Origin of the sequence: Nonomuraea thailandensis (assembly GCF_024172165.1) — a bacterium.
In the GTDB taxonomy this organism is placed as follows: domain Bacteria; phylum Actinomycetota; class Actinomycetes; order Streptosporangiales; family Streptosporangiaceae; genus Nonomuraea; species Nonomuraea thailandensis.
On record NZ_JAMZEB010000002.1, the window covers coordinates 9,793,696 to 9,809,449 of the forward strand.

General features: G+C 71.9%; 18 protein-coding genes. 14 read left to right on the top strand and 4 right to left on the bottom strand.

The window, feature by feature from the left end:
• The first annotated feature begins 6 nt into the window (after positions 1-6).
• A complete protein-coding gene (locus HD597_RS49120) occupies positions 7-1,206 on the top strand; it encodes a cytochrome P450 (RefSeq protein WP_253753989.1) in 1,200 nt (399 codons plus the stop codon).
• Positions 1,207-1,313: 107 nt separating this feature from the next.
• Positions 1,314-2,594, top strand: a complete 1,281-nt coding sequence (locus HD597_RS49125; protein ID WP_253753991.1) for an FAD-dependent oxidoreductase — start codon at positions 1,314-1,316, stop codon at positions 2,592-2,594.
• A 49-nt stretch (positions 2,595-2,643) separates the two neighbouring features.
• Here the strand turns inward: HD597_RS49125 and HD597_RS49130 are convergent, their stop codons facing one another.
• From HD597_RS49130 to HD597_RS49145, 4 genes are read right to left on the bottom strand one after another with little or no spacing between them, the layout of a single operon-like run.
• Positions 2,644-3,669, bottom strand: coding sequence for a methyltransferase (locus tag HD597_RS49130; RefSeq protein ID WP_253753993.1), 1,026 nt, complete (start codon positions 3,667-3,669; stop codon positions 2,644-2,646).
• A gap of 34 nt (positions 3,670-3,703) precedes the next feature.
• On the bottom strand, positions 3,704-4,915 hold the full coding sequence (locus HD597_RS49135) for a cytochrome P450 family protein (protein WP_253753996.1): 1,212 nt from the start codon (positions 4,913-4,915) through the stop codon (positions 3,704-3,706).
• 39 nt (positions 4,916-4,954) lie between these two features.
• On the bottom strand, positions 4,955-5,428 hold the full coding sequence (locus HD597_RS49140) for a pyridoxamine 5'-phosphate oxidase family protein (RefSeq protein WP_253754007.1): 474 nt from the start codon (positions 5,426-5,428) through the stop codon (positions 4,955-4,957).
• Positions 5,429-5,464: 36 nt separating this feature from the next.
• Positions 5,465-5,920: an anthrone oxygenase family protein gene (locus HD597_RS49145; RefSeq protein WP_253754009.1), complete on the bottom strand. Its 456-nt coding sequence runs from the start codon at positions 5,918-5,920 to the stop codon at positions 5,465-5,467.
• A gap of 195 nt (positions 5,921-6,115) precedes the next feature.
• Here HD597_RS49145 and HD597_RS49150 point away from each other — a divergent pair, with 195 nt between their 5' ends.
• The 12 genes from HD597_RS49150 (at position 6,116) to HD597_RS49205 (ending at position 15,708) form a co-directional block, all read left to right on the top strand.
• Entirely contained in the window at positions 6,116-6,544 is a 429-nt protein-coding gene (locus HD597_RS49150; RefSeq protein WP_253754011.1) for a cupin domain-containing protein, read from the top strand.
• Complete coding sequence (locus tag HD597_RS49155; RefSeq protein WP_253754015.1) at positions 6,541-7,812, top strand: beta-ketoacyl-[acyl-carrier-protein] synthase family protein; 1,272 nt, start codon at positions 6,541-6,543, stop codon at positions 7,810-7,812. The genes HD597_RS49150 and HD597_RS49155 overlap by 4 nt, the downstream gene beginning before the upstream one ends.
• On the top strand, positions 7,809-9,065 hold the full coding sequence (locus HD597_RS49160; protein WP_253754017.1) for a ketosynthase chain-length factor: 1,257 nt from the start codon (positions 7,809-7,811) through the stop codon (positions 9,063-9,065). Before HD597_RS49155 ends, HD597_RS49160 begins: the two co-directional genes overlap by 4 nt.
• Complete coding sequence (locus HD597_RS49165; RefSeq protein ID WP_253754019.1) at positions 9,062-9,316, top strand: acyl carrier protein; 255 nt, start codon at positions 9,062-9,064, stop codon at positions 9,314-9,316. Before HD597_RS49160 ends, HD597_RS49165 begins: the two co-directional genes overlap by 4 nt.
• 2 nt (positions 9,317-9,318) lie before the next feature.
• Positions 9,319-9,786 carry an SRPBCC family protein gene (locus HD597_RS49170; RefSeq protein WP_253754021.1) on the top strand — a complete coding sequence of 156 codons (468 nt, stop codon included), beginning with the start codon at positions 9,319-9,321 and terminating at the stop codon, positions 9,784-9,786.
• A gap of 69 nt (positions 9,787-9,855) precedes the next feature.
• Entirely contained in the window at positions 9,856-10,317 is a 462-nt protein-coding gene (locus tag HD597_RS49175; RefSeq protein WP_253754023.1) for an anthrone oxygenase family protein, read from the top strand.
• Between the two features lie 39 nt (positions 10,318-10,356).
• Complete coding sequence (locus HD597_RS49180) at positions 10,357-11,094, top strand: SDR family NAD(P)-dependent oxidoreductase (protein ID WP_253754026.1); 738 nt, start codon at positions 10,357-10,359, stop codon at positions 11,092-11,094.
• A gap of 1 nt (position 11,095) precedes the next feature.
• Entirely contained in the window at positions 11,096-11,428 is a 333-nt protein-coding gene (locus HD597_RS49185; protein ID WP_253754028.1) for an antibiotic biosynthesis monooxygenase family protein, read from the top strand.
• Positions 11,425-11,733 carry an antibiotic biosynthesis monooxygenase family protein gene (locus tag HD597_RS49190; protein ID WP_253754030.1) on the top strand — a complete coding sequence of 103 codons (309 nt, stop codon included), beginning with the start codon at positions 11,425-11,427 and terminating at the stop codon, positions 11,731-11,733. The genes HD597_RS49185 and HD597_RS49190 overlap by 4 nt, the downstream gene beginning before the upstream one ends.
• A gap of 183 nt (positions 11,734-11,916) precedes the next feature.
• A complete protein-coding gene (locus tag HD597_RS49195) occupies positions 11,917-13,581 on the top strand; it encodes an acetyl-CoA carboxylase carboxyltransferase subunit alpha (protein ID WP_253754032.1) in 1,665 nt (554 codons plus the stop codon).
• Positions 13,578-14,309, top strand: coding sequence for an acetyl-CoA carboxylase biotin carboxyl carrier protein (accB, locus tag HD597_RS49200; protein ID WP_253754034.1), 732 nt, complete (start codon positions 13,578-13,580; stop codon positions 14,307-14,309). Before HD597_RS49195 ends, accB begins: the two co-directional genes overlap by 4 nt.
• A 43-nt stretch (positions 14,310-14,352) precedes the next feature.
• A complete protein-coding gene (locus tag HD597_RS49205; protein ID WP_253754036.1) occupies positions 14,353-15,708 on the top strand; it encodes an acetyl-CoA carboxylase biotin carboxylase subunit in 1,356 nt (451 codons plus the stop codon).
• The last annotated feature ends 46 nt before the right edge of the window (positions 15,709-15,754 follow it).

Consider the following 15,754-nt stretch of genomic DNA (forward strand, 5'->3'; position numbering starts at 1 on the left):
GCCCTCATGACGCACACACTCCCCTCGATGCCCACCAGCCGTCAGCCCGGCTGCCCCTTCGACCCGCCGAAGGAGCTGATCGAGGCGCGTGAGCACGGCCCGATCAGCCGCTTCCCCTTCCCCGACGGGCACCAGGGCTGGCTGGTCACCGGCTACGACCTGACCCGCGCCATCCTGGCCGACCCGCGCTTCAGCTCCCGCCGGGAGTTCATGAAGCACCACCCGATCATCGACTACGGCGACATCGAGGTGCCCCCGGCGCCGCCCGGCGAGTTCCTGCTGATGGACGAGCCGCAGCACGGCCGCTACCGCAAGCCGCTGGTCGGCAAGTTCACCGTCCGGCGGATGCGGCTGCTCACCGAGCGGGTCGAGCAGATCACAGCCGAGCACCTGGACGCCATGGAGAAGGCCGGCACGACGGCCGACCTGGTGACCGCGTTCGCCAAGCCCATCCCCGCCGTCGTGATCTGCGAGCTGCTGGGCGTGCCGTACGAGGACCGAGGCTTCTTCCAGGAGAACATCGACACCTTCCTCGGCGGCGAGGCCGGCGACGAGGAGGTGGGCGCCGCCTACGTCGCGACCCAGCAGTACCTCGCCGGGCTGGTCGCCGCCAAGCGCGCCCACCCCACCGACGACGTGCTCAGCGACCTGCTCGACAGCGACCTGACCGACGAGGAGCTGCAGGGCATGGCCCTGATCCTGCTCTCGGCCGGGTTCGACACCACCGCCAACATGCTCGCCCTGGGCACCTTCGCCCTGCTGCAGAACCCCGATCAGCTCGCCGCCCTGCGCGCCGACCCCTCACTCACCGACCAGGCCGTGGAGGAGCTGCTGCGCTACCTGACCGTCGCCAAGCAGTTCTTCCGGGTCGCGCTGGAGGACGTCGAGCTCGACGGCCACACCATCGCCGCCGGGACCACGGTCATCCTGGCCCTCAACACCGCCAACCGCGACCCCGAGCGCTTCACCGACCCCCACACCCTCGACATCCACCGGCAGGAGGGCGGCCACCTGGCCTTCAGCCACGGCATCCACCAGTGCCTGGGCCAGCAGCTCGCCCGCGTCGAGCTGCGCGTGGCCCTCCCTGCCCTGCTCGGCCGCTTCCCCGCGCTGCGCCTGGCCGTACCGGCGGAAGAGGTCGCGCTGCGTCCGGAGCTCGCCGACATCTACGGCGTCAAGAGCCTCCCGGTCGCCTGGGACGCCTGACCACTCCGGGCGTGTCGTTGCCGCGGGCGGCGTTCCGGGTTACGTTCTTTCCATACCGATGATGGAGACAGTCACCTGAATGGGTGATAACTCGGAACGGGGGAAGCATGACCTTGGAGGTAGCGATCATCGGCGCCGGAGTGGGCGGGCTCTGCCTGGCGCAGGGCCTGCACAGAGCCGGCGTCCGCGTCACCGTCCACGAGCGGGACCGCACCGCGACCAACCGCCTGCAGGGCTACCGCCTGCACATCAACCCGCTCGGCGCCCAGGCACTGCGCGAATGCCTGAGCCCCGAGCTGTGGCAGGCCTTCCTGGCCACCACCGGCAGGGGCGGGCTCGACTTCGTCTTCATGACCGAGCAGCTCAAGCCGCTGATCAAACTGGAGGCCGACCAGCGGGACGCCAACTGGCGCGACCACCACTCGGTCAGCCGGATCACCCTGCGCCAGATCCTGCTCACCGGCCTGGACGAGGTGGTGCGCTTCGGCAGGACGTTCGAGCGGTACGAACGCACGGCCGACGGCCGGATCGCGCTGCACTTCGCGGACGGCTCCACCGCCACGGCCGACGTCCTGGTGGCGGCCGACGGCAGCGGGTCGAGGGTGCGGCAGCAGTACCTGCCCGGGGCGGAGCGCATCGACACCGGCATCACCCGCGTGGCCGGCAAGTTCCCGCTCAGCGACGAGACGAAGCGGCAGATCCCGGCCCAGCTCTACGAGGGGCTGACCAACATCGTCCCGGCCAGGGGCTACTCCATGTTCTGCGCGCCGCACGACTTCGGCGGCGACCCGGTCGTGCTGCCCGGCGGCATCGGAGCCACTGAGCGCGACGGCGCGATGCACGACAACACCAGCAGCTACGTGTTGTGGGCCTTCGGCGCCGAGACCCGGCAGTTCCCCGCGGACGCCGCCTCGCTGCCGGGGGCGCAGGTCCGTGAGCTCGTCCTCCGGATGATCGGTGACTGGCATCCGGACCTGCTGCGGATGATCACCATGACCGATCCCGGCACGGTGTCCCTGCTGCCCATCCGCAGCGCCGTGCCGGCGCAGCCGTGGCCGGCCACGAACATCACGCTGCTCGGCGACGCCATCCACACCATGGCCCCGCACCTGGGCCTGGGCGCCAACACCGCGCTGCGCGACGCCCGGCTCCTCTGCCAGGAGCTGAGCGCCGCCGCCGCCGGCGGCACGGACGTCGTCGCGGCGATCGGCGCCTACGAGCGGCAGATGAGCGAGTACGGCTTCGCCGCCGTACGCGACTCGCTGCGGACGGCCCGGCGGTTCGTCACCAGGAGCCCGCTGGCGCGGCGCGGCTTCCGCGCCTTCCTGCGCACCGCCCAGCGGATCCCGGCGCTGAAGGAGCGAGCCTTCGGCGCCGGCGCCGCCTGACGACACGACCCCCGGCCCGGTGCTCGGCGGCCTCCAGCCCTCTCGGCCGTCAGACCGGCTTGTTGCCGACGAGCAGCGTGCTGAGCTCGTTCAGCGGGACCGGCCGCTCGACCTCGAACCCGGCCTCCTTCATCCACCCGACGCCCTCGGACACCGTGTACTCCGAGGACCCGCTGATCATGGCCATGTTGAGGCTCATCAGCAGGCCGAAAGCGGCGTCGCGGCGCTCGTCGTCGATCATGCTGTCGTAGATGAGCAGGGTGCCGCCGGGGGGCAGCTGCTCGAAGGCCCTGTTCACCAGCGCGCGGCGGCGCTCGTCCACCCAGTCGTGCAGCACGTGGCCGAAGATGTACACCTGCGTGTCGGGCAGGTCGTCGGTGAAGAAGCTGCCCGCGTGGTAGGACACCCGGTCGCGCAGGTCGCTGTCGCCGGCCTCCTTCTCGATGAGCTCGTCGAACAGCGGCTCCAGCGGGGGCAGGTCGAAGGTCACCCCGCGCAGGTGGCTGTGGGCCGCGGCGAGCCGCATCGTGAGCAGGCCGCGGCAGCCGCCGAGGTCGGTGAAGGACTTGACGGTCTCCCACGGGTACTTCTGCGCGAGGGGGCGGCCGAGCAGCACCGCGTAGCCGTCCATCGCGTCGGCGAAGTGGCGCGTCCGCTTGGGGTCGGCGTACAGGCCGTCGGTGAAGTCGCCCTCGGAGAGCTGCTTGACCAGGCTCTCGCCGGAGCGCAGGAAGCCGGGCAGGTTGCCCCAGGCGGGATACAGGCGGCGCTGGTTGTGGGCGAGGAAGCCGCCCATGTACTCGGGCTTGCGCGGGTCGAGGTAGGTCGCGGTGAGGGGGGAGGCCTTGTAGGCGGAGCCGTCCCGGCCGAGCAGCTCCATGGCGACCAGCGAGTCCAGGTAGTCCCGCGTCAGCTTGGGATGCAGGCCGAACTCGCGCTGGATCTCCTCGGCGGTGGCGGGAGCGGTGCAGATGCGGGCGAACAGGCCCAGCTCGATCCCGGCGAACAGGGCCTGCGCCTGGAAGAATCCCGTTGCCGTCCTGACAAGGGGTGTTGCGGTCTCGGGAAGAGACATCGGGCTTCCTTTCTCAGAAGGTCGACAGCGGCGGTCAGGGCTTGAGCCGCAGCGGGAGCGCGTGCAGGGAGCGCTGGAAGAAGTCGCGGTGCCAGCGCACCTCGGCGGGGTCGCAGGCCAGGGCCATGTCCGGGAACCGCCGCAGCAGCGCGGTGATGGCCACCTGCGCTTCGAGCCGGGCCAGCGGCGCGCCCAGGCAGTGGTGCACGCCGTGGCTGAAGGCCAGGTGCGGGTTGGGGTTGCGGGTGATGTCCAGCCGGTGCGGGTCGGGGAACGCCTGCGGGTCACGGTTGACCGAGTGCACGGGGACGATGATCAGGGAGTCGGCGGGGATCACGGTGCCGCCGATCTCGATGTCCTGCTTCGCGTGCCCCTCGATCAGGGAGAGCGAGCTGTCGTAGCGGAGGAACTCCTCGACGGCGCTGCCGATGAGGTCGGGCTGCGCGACCAGCTTGGCCTGCTGGCCGGGGTTGCGCACCAGCGCGTGAACGCCGTTGGTGATCAGGTTCACGGTGGTGAGGAAGCCGGCGAAGATGAGCAGCATCACCGTCGCGACGAGCTCCTTCTCCGAGAGCCGGTTCTCGCCGTCGCGGGCCTCGATCAGGCCCTGGATGAGGTCGTCGTTGGGGTGGCTGCGCCGGTGCTCGATCAGCCCCCGCACGTACTCGCCGATGGCGGCCTGCCGCGCCCGGAAGTGGTCCACCGGGTTGCCCGCGTAGTCCTCCTCCAGGAACCAGAAGACGCTCTTGTGGCGCAGGTCCGCGAGGTCCTCCACCGGGATCCCCAGGAGCTCGCCGATCACCATCATCGGCAGCGGGTAGGAGAAGTCCTCCATCAGCTCGGCCTCGCCGGCCCGCTCCATCCGGTCGAGCAGGTCGTCGGTGAACCGCTCCACCCTCGGCCGCAGCAGCTCGATCCGCCGGCGGGTGAACGCCTTCTGCACCAGCTTGCGCAGGCGGGTGTGCTCGGGCGGGTCGGTGCTGACCATGTTGTCGGCGAACGAGCTCTCCGCCTTCTGCCCGTCCTCGCGCACGACGTCGGAGTGGTGCGCGGCCTTGCTGAAGCGCGGGTCGGTGAGCAGCGGGCGGGCGTCCTCGTAGTGCGGGACGAACCACGCCTCCAGCCCGATGGGGGTGTTGAGGCGGTGCACCCGCCCGGCCGCCCGCAGGCTCTCGTAGTAGGGATAGGGGTCCGTCAGGGCCGCATGCGGGATGCTGCCGATCGGGGCTGTCGCCGCCTCTGGCATCTGGGCTCCTCAAGAGGTCGTGGAAACGGTCAACGGAGTTCAGGCGAGCCAGCGGCCGTCCGACATCACCGTCCGGTCGGGGATCTCGCCACGGTGCCGCCAGGTGAGGACGCGCCGGGGCGTGAGGAAGAGGTAGACGCAGCCCGGCACCCGGCCGGGGTTCACGGGCAGGTCCGCGAGGACGGGCGGGGCGTCGGCCGGCAGGTCCTGGTGCGCCACGATGTCCACGGCGCCGTCGATGAGGACGACGTCCGTGGGGTCGCCGAGCGCGACGCGGCAGTGCCCGTCCTTGCGCAGGTTGCGGATCGTGACATGCCGTTCCTGGGTGGCCATCACCAGCCGGGCGCCGTCCCAGACGCACCCGAGGGGGACGAGGTGGGCGCCGGACTCCCCGCTCGTCGCGAGCCAGGCGTACCTTTCGCTCGCGAGCTTGCCGAGCACGTCGGCCTTGCGCTGGGCGAGATCGCGGGGAGGGGCGAGGCCGGCTCCCCGCGCGGCACCGGGCGCGGTCATGGTGAATCCCTTCGCCAGAGGTGTTTCGAAAAAATTTCAGAACGCGGACACGGCGGCCGCGGCGTTTCCGACGAGCGCGAGCACGGCGAACGACGTCCGCACGAGGTTCCATTTCCCCCACAGGCCCCGCGGATCCTCCCAGTCGGGCGGAATGGCCTGCGGATCGAGCGATTTGACGCGCCGGTTTATCGGCACGTTCCGGGTCTGCGAGACCGCGCCGACGCCGACCAGGCAGACGGCCGAGACAATGAACAGGGTGCGCGCCTGGCCAGGCTCGGAAAGAATGGCCAGAATGACGTCGAGGACCGCCGAGGAGCCGACGATGATCGGCATCATCGGGTCGTAGGCGCGGCCCAGCAGCTTGTGCGCCGCGACATAGCGCTCGGGGGTCATGGCCTGCATCGCCGGCCACACGCCGACGGCGTGGGTGAACAGCACGCCTGCGGCGATACCGCTGGTGACCAGCACCGCGGCGGTGAGAATCTGGACCATCACGGATGTCGCTCCTCCCTCTGCCACCACCCCGAAGTATCCGGACGGCGCCTTGAGGCGGACTCGAATATGACTGGGGAATAGCGCGTGAAATGCCGGCCCCGAGGGGGCTTGAGCACGCTTCGAGGTCTTCTCTAGCCGCCGCCGCGATGATGCTTGTCAGCAAAGTAGTCCGGCTGGCAGGGAGGCCTCTACATGACGATTACCCGGGCGTCGAAAGTCAATGCCGACGAGATCACGCCCAATCGGCGGCGTGGTGGTGATATTCGCGTCCTGCTCGGCCCGGCGACGGTCGGCGCCACCTCCGGATTCATGGGAATGCTCACTCTGGAACCCGCCGAGTTCGTGTCGGAGCATTACCACCCTTATTCCGAGGAGTTCCTGTGCCTGGTCCGGGGGGAATTGCTCGTGCGGGTGGACGGGACGCCGGTGCGGCTGAGCCCGGGCGAGGCGTTGCACATCCCCATCGGGGTCCGGCACCGGGTGGAGAACCCCGGCGAGGCGCAGGCCGTCGCCGTCTTCCATCTCAGCCCGCTCGCGCCGAAGCCGTCGCTCGGCCACGTGGACACCGAGCCCCTCCCGAACGCCGCGGAGCCCTCGCTCAACGTGGGGGACCAGAAATGACCGGCAGACGGGTGGCGCTCACCGGCATCGGCGTCGTGGCCCCCGGCGGCACCGGGCGCAAGGCGTTCTGGGAGCTGCTGACCTCGGGCCGTACCGCCACGCGGACGATCTCGATGTTCGACGCGGGCGCGTTCCGGTCGCGCATCGCTGCGGAGTGCGACTTCGACCCGGCCGCCGAGGGCCTCACCGCCCGCGAGATCCGCCGGATGGACCGCGCCGCGCAGTTCGCCGTCGTCTCGGCGCGCGAGGCGCTCGCGGACAGCGGCCTCGACTCCTCCGACCTGGAGCTGGCCCGCACCGGCGTGACGCTGGGCAGCGCGGTCGGCTGCACCATGAGCCTGGAGGAGGAGTACGTCGTCGTCAGCGACTCCGGCCGCAACTGGCTCGTCGACCCCTCCTACGGGGTGCCGCACCTGTACGGCCACCTGGTGCCGAGCTCGCTGGCCGCCGAGGTCGCCTGGACGTGCGGCGCGGAGGGCCAGGTCACGCTCATCTCGACCGGCTGCACGTCCGGGCTCGACGCCGTCGGCTACGGGGCGCGGCTGATCGCGGAGGGCTCCGCGGACGTCGTCCTGGCCGGCGCCACGGACGCGCCGATCTCGCCGATCACCGTGGCGTGCTTCGACGCGATCAAGGCCACCTCGCCGCGCAACGACGACCCGGCGCACGCGTCGCGCCCGTTCGACCGCGACCGCAACGGATTCGTCCTCGGCGAGGGCGCCGCCGTGTTCGTGCTGGAGGACCTGGAGCGCGCCCGGCGCAGGGAGGCGCACGTCTACTGCGAGGTGGCCGGCTACGCCACGCGGGGCAACGCGTACCACATGACCGGCCTGAAGCCGGACGGGCGGGAGATGGCGGAGGCCATCAGGGTGGCGCTCGACCGGGCCAGGCTGAACCCGGACGACGTCGCCTACATCAACGCCCACGGCTCCGGCACCAAGCAGAACGACAGGCACGAGACGGCCGCGTTCAAGCGCAGCCTGGGCGATCACGCCTACCGGACGCCGGTCAGCTCCATCAAGTCCATGGTCGGGCACTCGCTCGGCGCGATCGGGGCCATCGAGGTGGCCGCCAGCGCGCTGGCCATCGAGCACGGCACGGTGCCGCCGACCGCCAACCTCGAGACGCCGGACCCGGAGTGCGACCTCGACTACGTCCCCCGCGTGGCGCGCGAGCAGCCGGTGGACGTGGTGCTCAGCGTGGGCAGCGGGTTCGGCGGGTTCCAGACCGCGATGGTGCTCACCGCCCCCGGGAGGGAGGCGGCATGAGCCCGGCCCAGGACGCCCCGGTGATCACCGGGATCGGCGTCGTCGCCCCCACCGGGCTCGGCGTGGCGGAGCACTGGGCCGCGACGCTGAGCGGGACGCGGGCGATCGACACGATCACGCGGTTCGACCCGGAGTCCTACCCGGTGCGCCTGGCGGGAGAGGCCCGCGGTTTCAGCGCGCCGGGGAACGTGCCCGGCCGGCTGATCCCGCAGACCGACCACTGGACGCACATGGCGCTGGTGGCGGCCGACATGGCGCTCGCCGACGCGGGCGTGAACCCGTCGGACCTGCCCGAGTACGAGATGGGCGTGGTCACGGCCAGCTCGTCCGGCGGGGTGGAGTTCGGCCAGCGCGAGATCCAGGAGCTGTGGAACAAGGGCCCCCGGCACGTGGGCGCCTACCAGTCGATCGCGTGGTTCTACGCGGCCACCACCGGGCAGATCTCCATCCGGCACGGCATGCGCGGCCCCTGCGGGGTCGTGGTCGCCGAGCAGGCCGGAGCTCTGGAGTCGCTCGCACAGGCCCGGCGGGTGCTGGAGGACGGCGCGCGGCTGGTGGTGAGCGGCGGCACCGACGCGCCGTTCAGCCCGTACGGGCTGACCTGCCAGATCTCCAACGGCCGTCTCAGCACCCACACCGATCCCGAGCTCGCCTACCGGCCGTTCGACGCCGGCGCCGGCGGCTACGTCCCCGGCGAGGGCGGCGCCATCCTCATCGTGGAGGACGCCGGGAGCGCCAGGGAGCGCGGGGCGCGCAACGTGTACGGGGTGATCGCCGGTCATGCCGCCACCTTCGATCCGGCCCCCGGATCAAGGCGCCCGCCCGCGCTGCGCCGCGCCATCGAGCAGGCGCTGGCCCAGGCGGGCCTGGAGCCGGGTGACATCGACGTGGTGTTCGCCGACGCCGCCGGCAGCCCGGATCTCGACCGGGCCGAGGCGGAGGCGATCGCGGCCGTCTTCGGGGACCGCGGCGTGCCGGTGACGGCGCCCAAGACGATGACCGGCCGGCTCTACGCGGGCGGGCCGTCCCTGGACGTCGCCACCGCGCTGCTGGCCATGCGGGACTCGGTGCTGCCGCCGACGATCGGCGTCTCCGAGCTCGTCCCGGACTACGCGATCGACCTGGTCAGGGACGAGCCCCGCGACGCCGAGGTGCGCTCGGCGCTGATCGTCGCCCGCGGCTACGGCGGCTTCAACGCCGCGCTCGTGCTCCGCGCCCCCGACCACAGCACTTCGACAGGAGGAGACCGATGAAGGAACTCACGCTCGACGACCTGCGGCACCTGATGCGGATCAGCGCCGGCGAGGACGAGTCGATCGACCTCGAAGGCGACATCATCGACCTCGGCTTCAGGGATCTGGGCTACGACTCCCTGGCGGTGCTGGAGCTGGCCAGCCGCCTGGAGCGCGACTGGGGGGTGGTCGTGCCCGACGAGGTCGCCGCCACGCTGGAGACGCCCCGCGCGGTGCTCGACTACGTCAACGAGCGGGCGGCGGTGAAGTAGCCATGACCGCAGGACACACCGAGAACGCGATCGTCATCTCCGCGCCGATGGGCCTCGTCTGGTCCATGACGAACGACGTCGAGTCGTGGCCCGAGCTGTTCGACGAGTACGCCAAGACGGAGGTGCTGCACCGGTCGGGCGACACGGTGCGCTTCCGCCTGACCATGCACCCCGACGAGAACGGCAACGCCTGGTCGTGGGTGTCGGAGCGGACCGCCGACCCGCGGACCCGCACCGTGCGGGCGCACCGCGTGGAGACGGGCTGGTTCGAGTACATGAACCTGCGCTGGGAGTACCGGGAGGTGCCGGGCGGCGTCGAGATGCGCTGGATCCAGGACTTCCGCATGAAGCCGGACTCCCCGGTGGACCTGGAGCAGATGACCAGGCGGATCGACGGGAACTCGCCGACGCAGATGAAACTGATCAAGGAGAAGGTGGAGCAGGCGGCGCGGCAGGCCGGGAAGGCGTGAGGCCGCGATGCCCGCGCTGAGGGCCCGCGCCGCGCGGGCCGCCGGGATGACGGCCCGGGGCGGTGGCTCATGACCGGATTCGCGCTGCCGCTGGCCCTGCTGGCCAACGGGCTGGCCGCGGGCGTGCTGATGGCCACGGTGCTCGGCGTCGTGCCGTTCTACAAGACCCTCGCCACCCCCGACTACGTCAGGGCGCACGCCTTCGCCGTCGGGCGGTACGACCCGTTCCAGCCCGCCTGCCTGCTGGTCACCTTCGTCGCCGACGTGCTCGTCGCGGTGACGGAGCCGCGGCTCGCGGGCCGGGTGTTGTGCGCGGCCGCGGCGCTGACGGCCGGCTCGGTGGTGGTCGTGTCGCTCACGCGCAACGTCCCGATGAACCGCTGGGTCAAGGCGCAGGACCCGGACGCGCTGCCGGCCGGGTGGGACATGGAAACCTTCCGCCGCACGTGGGCGTGGTGGAACAGGACCAGGACGTGGCTGGCCGTGCTCGCCCTCGTCCTGAACAGCTCCGCCGCCGTCGCGCTGCTCTGAGACGCCGCCGGCGGCTCGCGAACCAAGAGGAGACGCATCATGAGTTTTCGGCTTGACGGCAAGAACGTCCTGGTCACCGGCGGGACGCGAGGAATCGGCCGGGCCGTCGTGCTCAGCCTGGCCCAGGAGGGCTGCAACGTCGTCGCGTGCTACCGCGGCGACGCGGAGGCGGCCGCCCGGCTGGAGAACGACCTGGCCGCCACGCCCGGCAAGCACAGCGTCGTCCAGGCCGACGTGGGCAGGGCCGACCAGGTCGCCCGCCTGCTCGACGAGTGCCGGGCCCGGCTCGGCTCGCTGGACGTCGTCGTGCACAACGCCGGCGCCATCAGCCACGTGCCGTTCGCCCGGCTCGAACTGGCCGAGTGGCAGCGGGTGCTGGACACCAACCTCACCGGCATGTACCTGATCCTGCACGGCGCGCTGCCGCTGATGTCCGAGGGCGGGTCGGTGGTCGCCATCGGCTCCAAGGCGGCGATGGTCGGCGTGCCGCTGCGCACGCACTACACGGCCTCCAAGGCGGGCGTGCTCGGCCTGGCCAGGTCGCTGTGCAAGGAGCTGGGCCCGCAGGGGATCAGGATCAACGTGATCGCCCCCGGCATCATCTCCACCCACGCCGCCGAAGGGCTCAGCCCCGAGCAGGAGCAGCGCTACCGCAACATGACCGCGCTCGGCCGGCTCGGCGAGCCGGAGGAGATCGCCGACGTCGTGCTGTTCCTGGCGAGCGACCGTTCCCGCTACATGTCCGGCGAGACCGTGCACGTCGATGGAGGGATCTGAGATGGCTGACACGCAGGTGTTCCGGGTGATGCTGAGGATGCAGATCCTGCCCGGCAAGGAGAAGGAGTTCGAGCGGGTCTGGTACTCGGTCGCGGACGTGGTCGGCGAGAACCCGGCGAACGTCGGGCAGTGGCTGTCGAGGAGCGCCGAGGAGGAGGGCGTCTACTACATCATGAGCGACTGGGCCGACGAGGCCGGGTTCCGCGCCTTCGAGGGCAGCGACGCGCACGTCGAGCACCGCAAGAAGCTGCACCCCTACCGCTCGCACGGCACGATGACGACCCAGCACGTGGTGTTCGACCTCGGCCGTGAGCGCCTGGAGGCCAGGCGATGATCGGAGTGGTCCGGGTGCTCGTCTACTACTCGGCCGCCAACGGGGACGCGGGCTCCGTGATCGACGCCTACCGGCGCGTCAACATGGGCATGCGCGGCACCGCCGGGCTGCTGAGCAGCCAGTTGCTGCGCTCCACCCTCGACCCGAGCGAGTTCGCCGTGCTGAGCGAGTGGACGAGCCTGTCGGAGTTCAACACCTGGGAGCAGGGGTCGCGGCACAAGGGGCAGACGTCCGCGCTGCGGTCGTACCGCGACGACGAGCGCGGCAAGGGCTACGGGATCTATGAAGTCGTGGACCAGTTCTGACGGCGCCGGCTCCGGCGGGGCCCGTCCCCACGGACGGACGGACCCCGCCGGGCCGCCCCTCCTCCCGCACGACGTGCGGCGGGCGTTGCTCGCGGTGGGGCGGCACCTGTGGGCCGGACTGCAGGCAATCGGGCGGACCAGCTTCGCCGACGGGTGGTTGAGCGAGGAAAAGGAGCACCGAGGATGACCATCACCTTCCCCCCAAAGGTCGAGGCGGCCGAATGGATCCGGTGCGCGCGCTGCGGGGAGATCGTGTACGGCAAGCGATTCGCCCGCGAGCTCGGCGTGTGCCCCGGGTGCGCGCTGCACACCAGGATCACCGCCCGCGAGCGGGTCGAGCAGCTCTTCGACGACGGATCAACGGTGATCATCGAGGCGCCGACGACTCCGGAGGACCCGCTCGGGTTCACCGACAGCAGGCCCTATCCGGACCGGCTGCGCGAGGCGCGGGAGAAGTCCGGGCTGGACGAGGCCGTGCTGTGCGTGCGCGGCACGATCGACGGCCACGGGATCGTCGCCGCCGTCATGGACTTCCGGTTCATGGGCGGCAGCCTGGGGTCCGCCGTGGGCGCGCGCATCGTCGCCGCCGCCGAGACCGCGCTGGTGGAGCGAGTGCCGTTCCTGCTGGTGACGGCGTCGGGCGGGGCGCGCATGCAGGAGGGCACGCTGTCGCTCATGCAGATGGCCACGACCAGCCAGGCCCTGGCCGAGCTGGACGAGGCCGGGATCCTGACGATCGCACTGATCACGGATCCGACGTACGGCGGGGTGGCCGCCTCCTTCGCCACCCTGCCCGACGTCATCCTGGCCGAGCCCGGCGCCCACGTCGGCTTCGCGGGGCCGCGCGTGATCGAGCAGACCATCGGCCAGGCACTCCCCGACGGCTTCCAGACCGCGGAGTTCCTGCGGGCGCGGGGGCTCATCGACGACGTGCGGCCCCGCGCCGAGCTGCGCTCCACGCTGGCCCGCCTCTGCGCTCTTCAGGCCGCCGGTGAGCGCGGGCCCGCCACGGAGACGTCGCGGCTGCTCTTCCAGCCGGAGCGGCTGCCCGCCAGGAGCGGCTGGACGGCCGTCCAGCTCGCCCGGCACGCCGACCGGCCCACGACGCTCGACTACGCCCGATACCTGCTCGAAGACTTCGTGGAGCTGCACGGGGACCGGCTCGGCGGCGACTGCCCCGCCATCGTCGGCGGGCTCGGCAGGCTCCACGGCCGGCCGATCGTCCTCATCGGCCACCAGAAGGGGCACACCACCAAGGAACGTGTCGAGCGCAACTTCGGCATGCCCACCCCGGCCGGGTACCGCAAGGCGGCCCGGCTGATGCGGCTGGCGGCCAAGCTGGGGTGCCCGATTCTCACGCTGGTGGACACGCCGGGCGCGTACCCGGGGCTGGAGGCCGAGGAGAACGGCCAGGCCTGGGCCATCGCCGAGAACCTGCGCCTGATGTCCACGCTGCCGGTGCCGGTCGTCGCGGTCGTCACCGGTGAGGGCGGCAGCGGGGGCGCGCTGGCGCTGGGCGTCGCCAACCGCGTCCTGGCCCTGTCGAACGCCGTGTACTCGGTGATCAGCCCCGAGGGCTGCGCCTCCATCCTGTGGAAGAGCCCGTCCGCCGCTCCGCGCGCCGCCGAGGCGCTGCGGCTCGACGCCCGGGAGCTGCTGCGGCACCGCGTCGTCGACGGGGTGATCCCCGAGCCGGGCGAGGGCGCCCACACGGATCCGGCGGGGACCGCCCGGCTGCTGGCCGCCGCAGTGGCGGAGGCGTTCGACGACCTCGCCATCCACGAGCCGCGCAAGCTGGTCGCGGAGCGCCGCCAGCGCTTCCGCCAGTTCCACGCGGGGTCGCGATGAACACGCGCGAAGCCGCGGGGCGGCCGGACGACAGCACCACCCGGCAGGACGACAGCACCACCCGGCAGGACGACAGCGCCGCCCAGCAGGACGACAGCGCCGCCCAGCAGGACGGCAGCATCGATCGGCAGGGCGGCGTCGACGGGCGGGAGGCCGTGGGGCGGGCGGGTGACGGCTCCTCGCAGGCGCTGGTGGGAGAGCTGTGCCGCCAGGCCGCGGAGCTCATCGCCGTCGGCGGCAGGATGCGCCGGGTCCGGCTGCAGGCCGGTGACGCGGTCGTCGAGCTGGAATGGCCGGACGTCACCGCGGTCCCGCCCGTCACCGCCGTCTGGGCACCACCCGCCGCCGCGCCGCCGAACCTCACGTCCTATCCCACGGCGGACACCGCCGCGCACGCCGCGCTGACCGCCGCGCCGCCGAACGGCACGCCGGCGGACGGCAGCGGCACCCCGGCCGCCGCCTCCGCCGGGGACGACGACCTGCGCCACGTCTGCGCGCCCATGGTGGGCACCTTCTACTGGGCCTCCGAGCCGGGCGCCGCGCCCTTCGTCGCCGTGGGCGACACGGTGGAGAAGGGACAGCAGGTCGGCATCGTGGAGGCCATGAAGCTGATGAACCCGATCGAGGCCGACGTGTCCGGCAAGGTCGTCGAGGTCCTCGTCCCGGACGGGACGCCGGTCGAGTACGGCCAGAAGCTGATCGCCGTCGCCCCGCCCGCGACCCCCTGAACGACCGGTATCCGACCGCGTACGGAAAGCGCCTGGAGGCTCCATGTTCTCGTCGGTCCTCGTCGCCAACCGTGGCGAGATAGCGCTGCGCATCGCCCGGAGCTGTCGCGAGCTGGGCGTACGCGTCATCATGATCCACTCGACGGCGGACCGTGACTCCCCCGCGCTGCGCCTGGCCGACCAGCGGGTGCAGATCGGGCCCGCGACGGCCAAGCGCAGCTATCTCTACCCGCCCGCGATCCTGGAGGCCGCGCTGAACGCCGGGGCGCAGGCCGTGCACCCCGGCTACGGCTTCCTGTCCGAGGACGCCGACTTCGCCGAGATGTGCGAGTCGAAGGGGCTGACCTTCATCGGCCCGTCCCCGTCCGTGATCGCCGCGCTGGGCGACAAGACGCAGGCGCGCAACCTCGCCGCCGCCTCGGGGCTGCCCGTCCTGCCGGGCAGCCCCGCGCCGCTGCGCACCGGCCAGGAGGCCAAGCAGGTCGCCGACGAGATCGGGTACCCGGTCATCATCAAGGCCGTGGCGGGCGGCGGCGGCCGGGGCATGGCCGTCGTACGCGACCCGCGGGACTTCCTGAAGGCGTGCGCCGAGACCCGCACGAGCGCCCAGGCGGTGTTCGGCGACGGGCGGGTCTTCGTCGAGAAGTACGTCGAGCACGCCCGCCACATCGAGGTCCAGGTGCTGGGCGATCTCCACGGCGGCATCGTGAGCCTGGGCGAGCGTGACTGCACCGTGCAACGGCGCAGGCAGAAGCTGATCGAGGAGTCGCCCGCGCCCGGCCTGTCCGCCGAGCTGACCGGGCGGATCCGGCAGGCGGCGGTCACCCTGGCGCGCGCCGTGGGCTACGCCGGCGCCGGCACCTTCGAGTTCCTGGTCGATCCCGGCGGCGCGTTCTACTTCATCGAGGCCAACTGCCGCATCCAGGTGGAGCACCCCGTGACCGAGATGGTCACGGGGGTCGACCTGGTCAGGGAGCAGCTGCTGATCGCCGCCGGCCGCCCGCTGTCCCTGCGCCAGCGGGACGTCGAGCTCCGGGGCGTGGCGATCGAGTGCCGGGTGAACACCGAGGACCCACGGCGCGGCTTCCTGCCGACGCCCGGCGTCGTGGAGAGGTTCCTGCCGCCCGGGGGGCCGTTCACGCGGGTGGACACGCACGGCGCCGACGGCGTCTCGATCGGCGCCGAGTACGACTCCCTGCTGGCCAAGGTCATCGTGTGGGCCCCGGACCGCGACCAGGCCATCGCCCGCATGCGGCGGGCGCTGAGCGAGTTCCACGTCTCGGGACGCGGGGTCTGCACGACGATCGAGTTCCTGCAGGACATCCTGGGCGACGCGCGGTTCCAGGAGGCCAGGCACACCACGTCGCTCGCGGACATCATGGTGGCCGCGACTTCGTGACCGGCACCCTGCCCGGCACCTTGCCCGGCACCCTGCCCGGCACCCT

What these genes read in the sequence shown, in the direction of transcription:
- HD597_RS49125 (WP_253753991.1), top strand. Translation starts at nt 1,314, where the DNA reads ATGACCTTGGAGGTAGCGATCATCGGCGCCGGAGTGGGCGGGCTCTGC.
- HD597_RS49120 (WP_253753989.1), top strand. Translation starts at nt 7, where the DNA reads ATGACGCACACACTCCCCTCGATGCCCACCAGCCGTCAGCCCGGCTGC.
- HD597_RS49175 (WP_253754023.1), top strand. Translation starts at nt 9,856, where the DNA reads ATGACCGGATTCGCGCTGCCGCTGGCCCTGCTGGCCAACGGGCTGGCC.
- HD597_RS49140 (WP_253754007.1), bottom strand. Translation starts at nt 5,428, where the DNA reads ATGACCGCGCCCGGTGCCGCGCGGGGAGCCGGCCTCGCCCCTCCCCGC.
- HD597_RS49145 (WP_253754009.1), bottom strand. Translation starts at nt 5,920, where the DNA reads ATGGTCCAGATTCTCACCGCCGCGGTGCTGGTCACCAGCGGTATCGCC.
- HD597_RS49170 (WP_253754021.1), top strand. Translation starts at nt 9,319, where the DNA reads ATGACCGCAGGACACACCGAGAACGCGATCGTCATCTCCGCGCCGATG.
- HD597_RS49190 (WP_253754030.1), top strand. Translation starts at nt 11,425, where the DNA reads ATGATCGGAGTGGTCCGGGTGCTCGTCTACTACTCGGCCGCCAACGGG.
- accB (WP_253754034.1), top strand. Translation starts at nt 13,578, where the DNA reads ATGAACACGCGCGAAGCCGCGGGGCGGCCGGACGACAGCACCACCCGG.
- HD597_RS49135 (WP_253753996.1), bottom strand. Translation starts at nt 4,915, where the DNA reads ATGCCAGAGGCGGCGACAGCCCCGATCGGCAGCATCCCGCATGCGGCC.
- HD597_RS49165 (WP_253754019.1), top strand. Translation starts at nt 9,062, where the DNA reads ATGAAGGAACTCACGCTCGACGACCTGCGGCACCTGATGCGGATCAGC.
- HD597_RS49185 (WP_253754028.1), top strand. Translation starts at nt 11,096, where the DNA reads ATGGCTGACACGCAGGTGTTCCGGGTGATGCTGAGGATGCAGATCCTG.
- HD597_RS49150 (WP_253754011.1), top strand. Translation starts at nt 6,116, where the DNA reads ATGACGATTACCCGGGCGTCGAAAGTCAATGCCGACGAGATCACGCCC.
- HD597_RS49130 (WP_253753993.1), bottom strand. Translation starts at nt 3,669, where the DNA reads ATGTCTCTTCCCGAGACCGCAACACCCCTTGTCAGGACGGCAACGGGA.
- HD597_RS49155 (WP_253754015.1), top strand. Translation starts at nt 6,541, where the DNA reads ATGACCGGCAGACGGGTGGCGCTCACCGGCATCGGCGTCGTGGCCCCC.
- HD597_RS49205 (WP_253754036.1), top strand. Translation starts at nt 14,353, where the DNA reads ATGTTCTCGTCGGTCCTCGTCGCCAACCGTGGCGAGATAGCGCTGCGC.
- HD597_RS49195 (WP_253754032.1), top strand. Translation starts at nt 11,917, where the DNA reads ATGACCATCACCTTCCCCCCAAAGGTCGAGGCGGCCGAATGGATCCGG.
- HD597_RS49180 (WP_253754026.1), top strand. Translation starts at nt 10,357, where the DNA reads ATGAGTTTTCGGCTTGACGGCAAGAACGTCCTGGTCACCGGCGGGACG.
- HD597_RS49160 (WP_253754017.1), top strand. Translation starts at nt 7,809, where the DNA reads ATGAGCCCGGCCCAGGACGCCCCGGTGATCACCGGGATCGGCGTCGTC.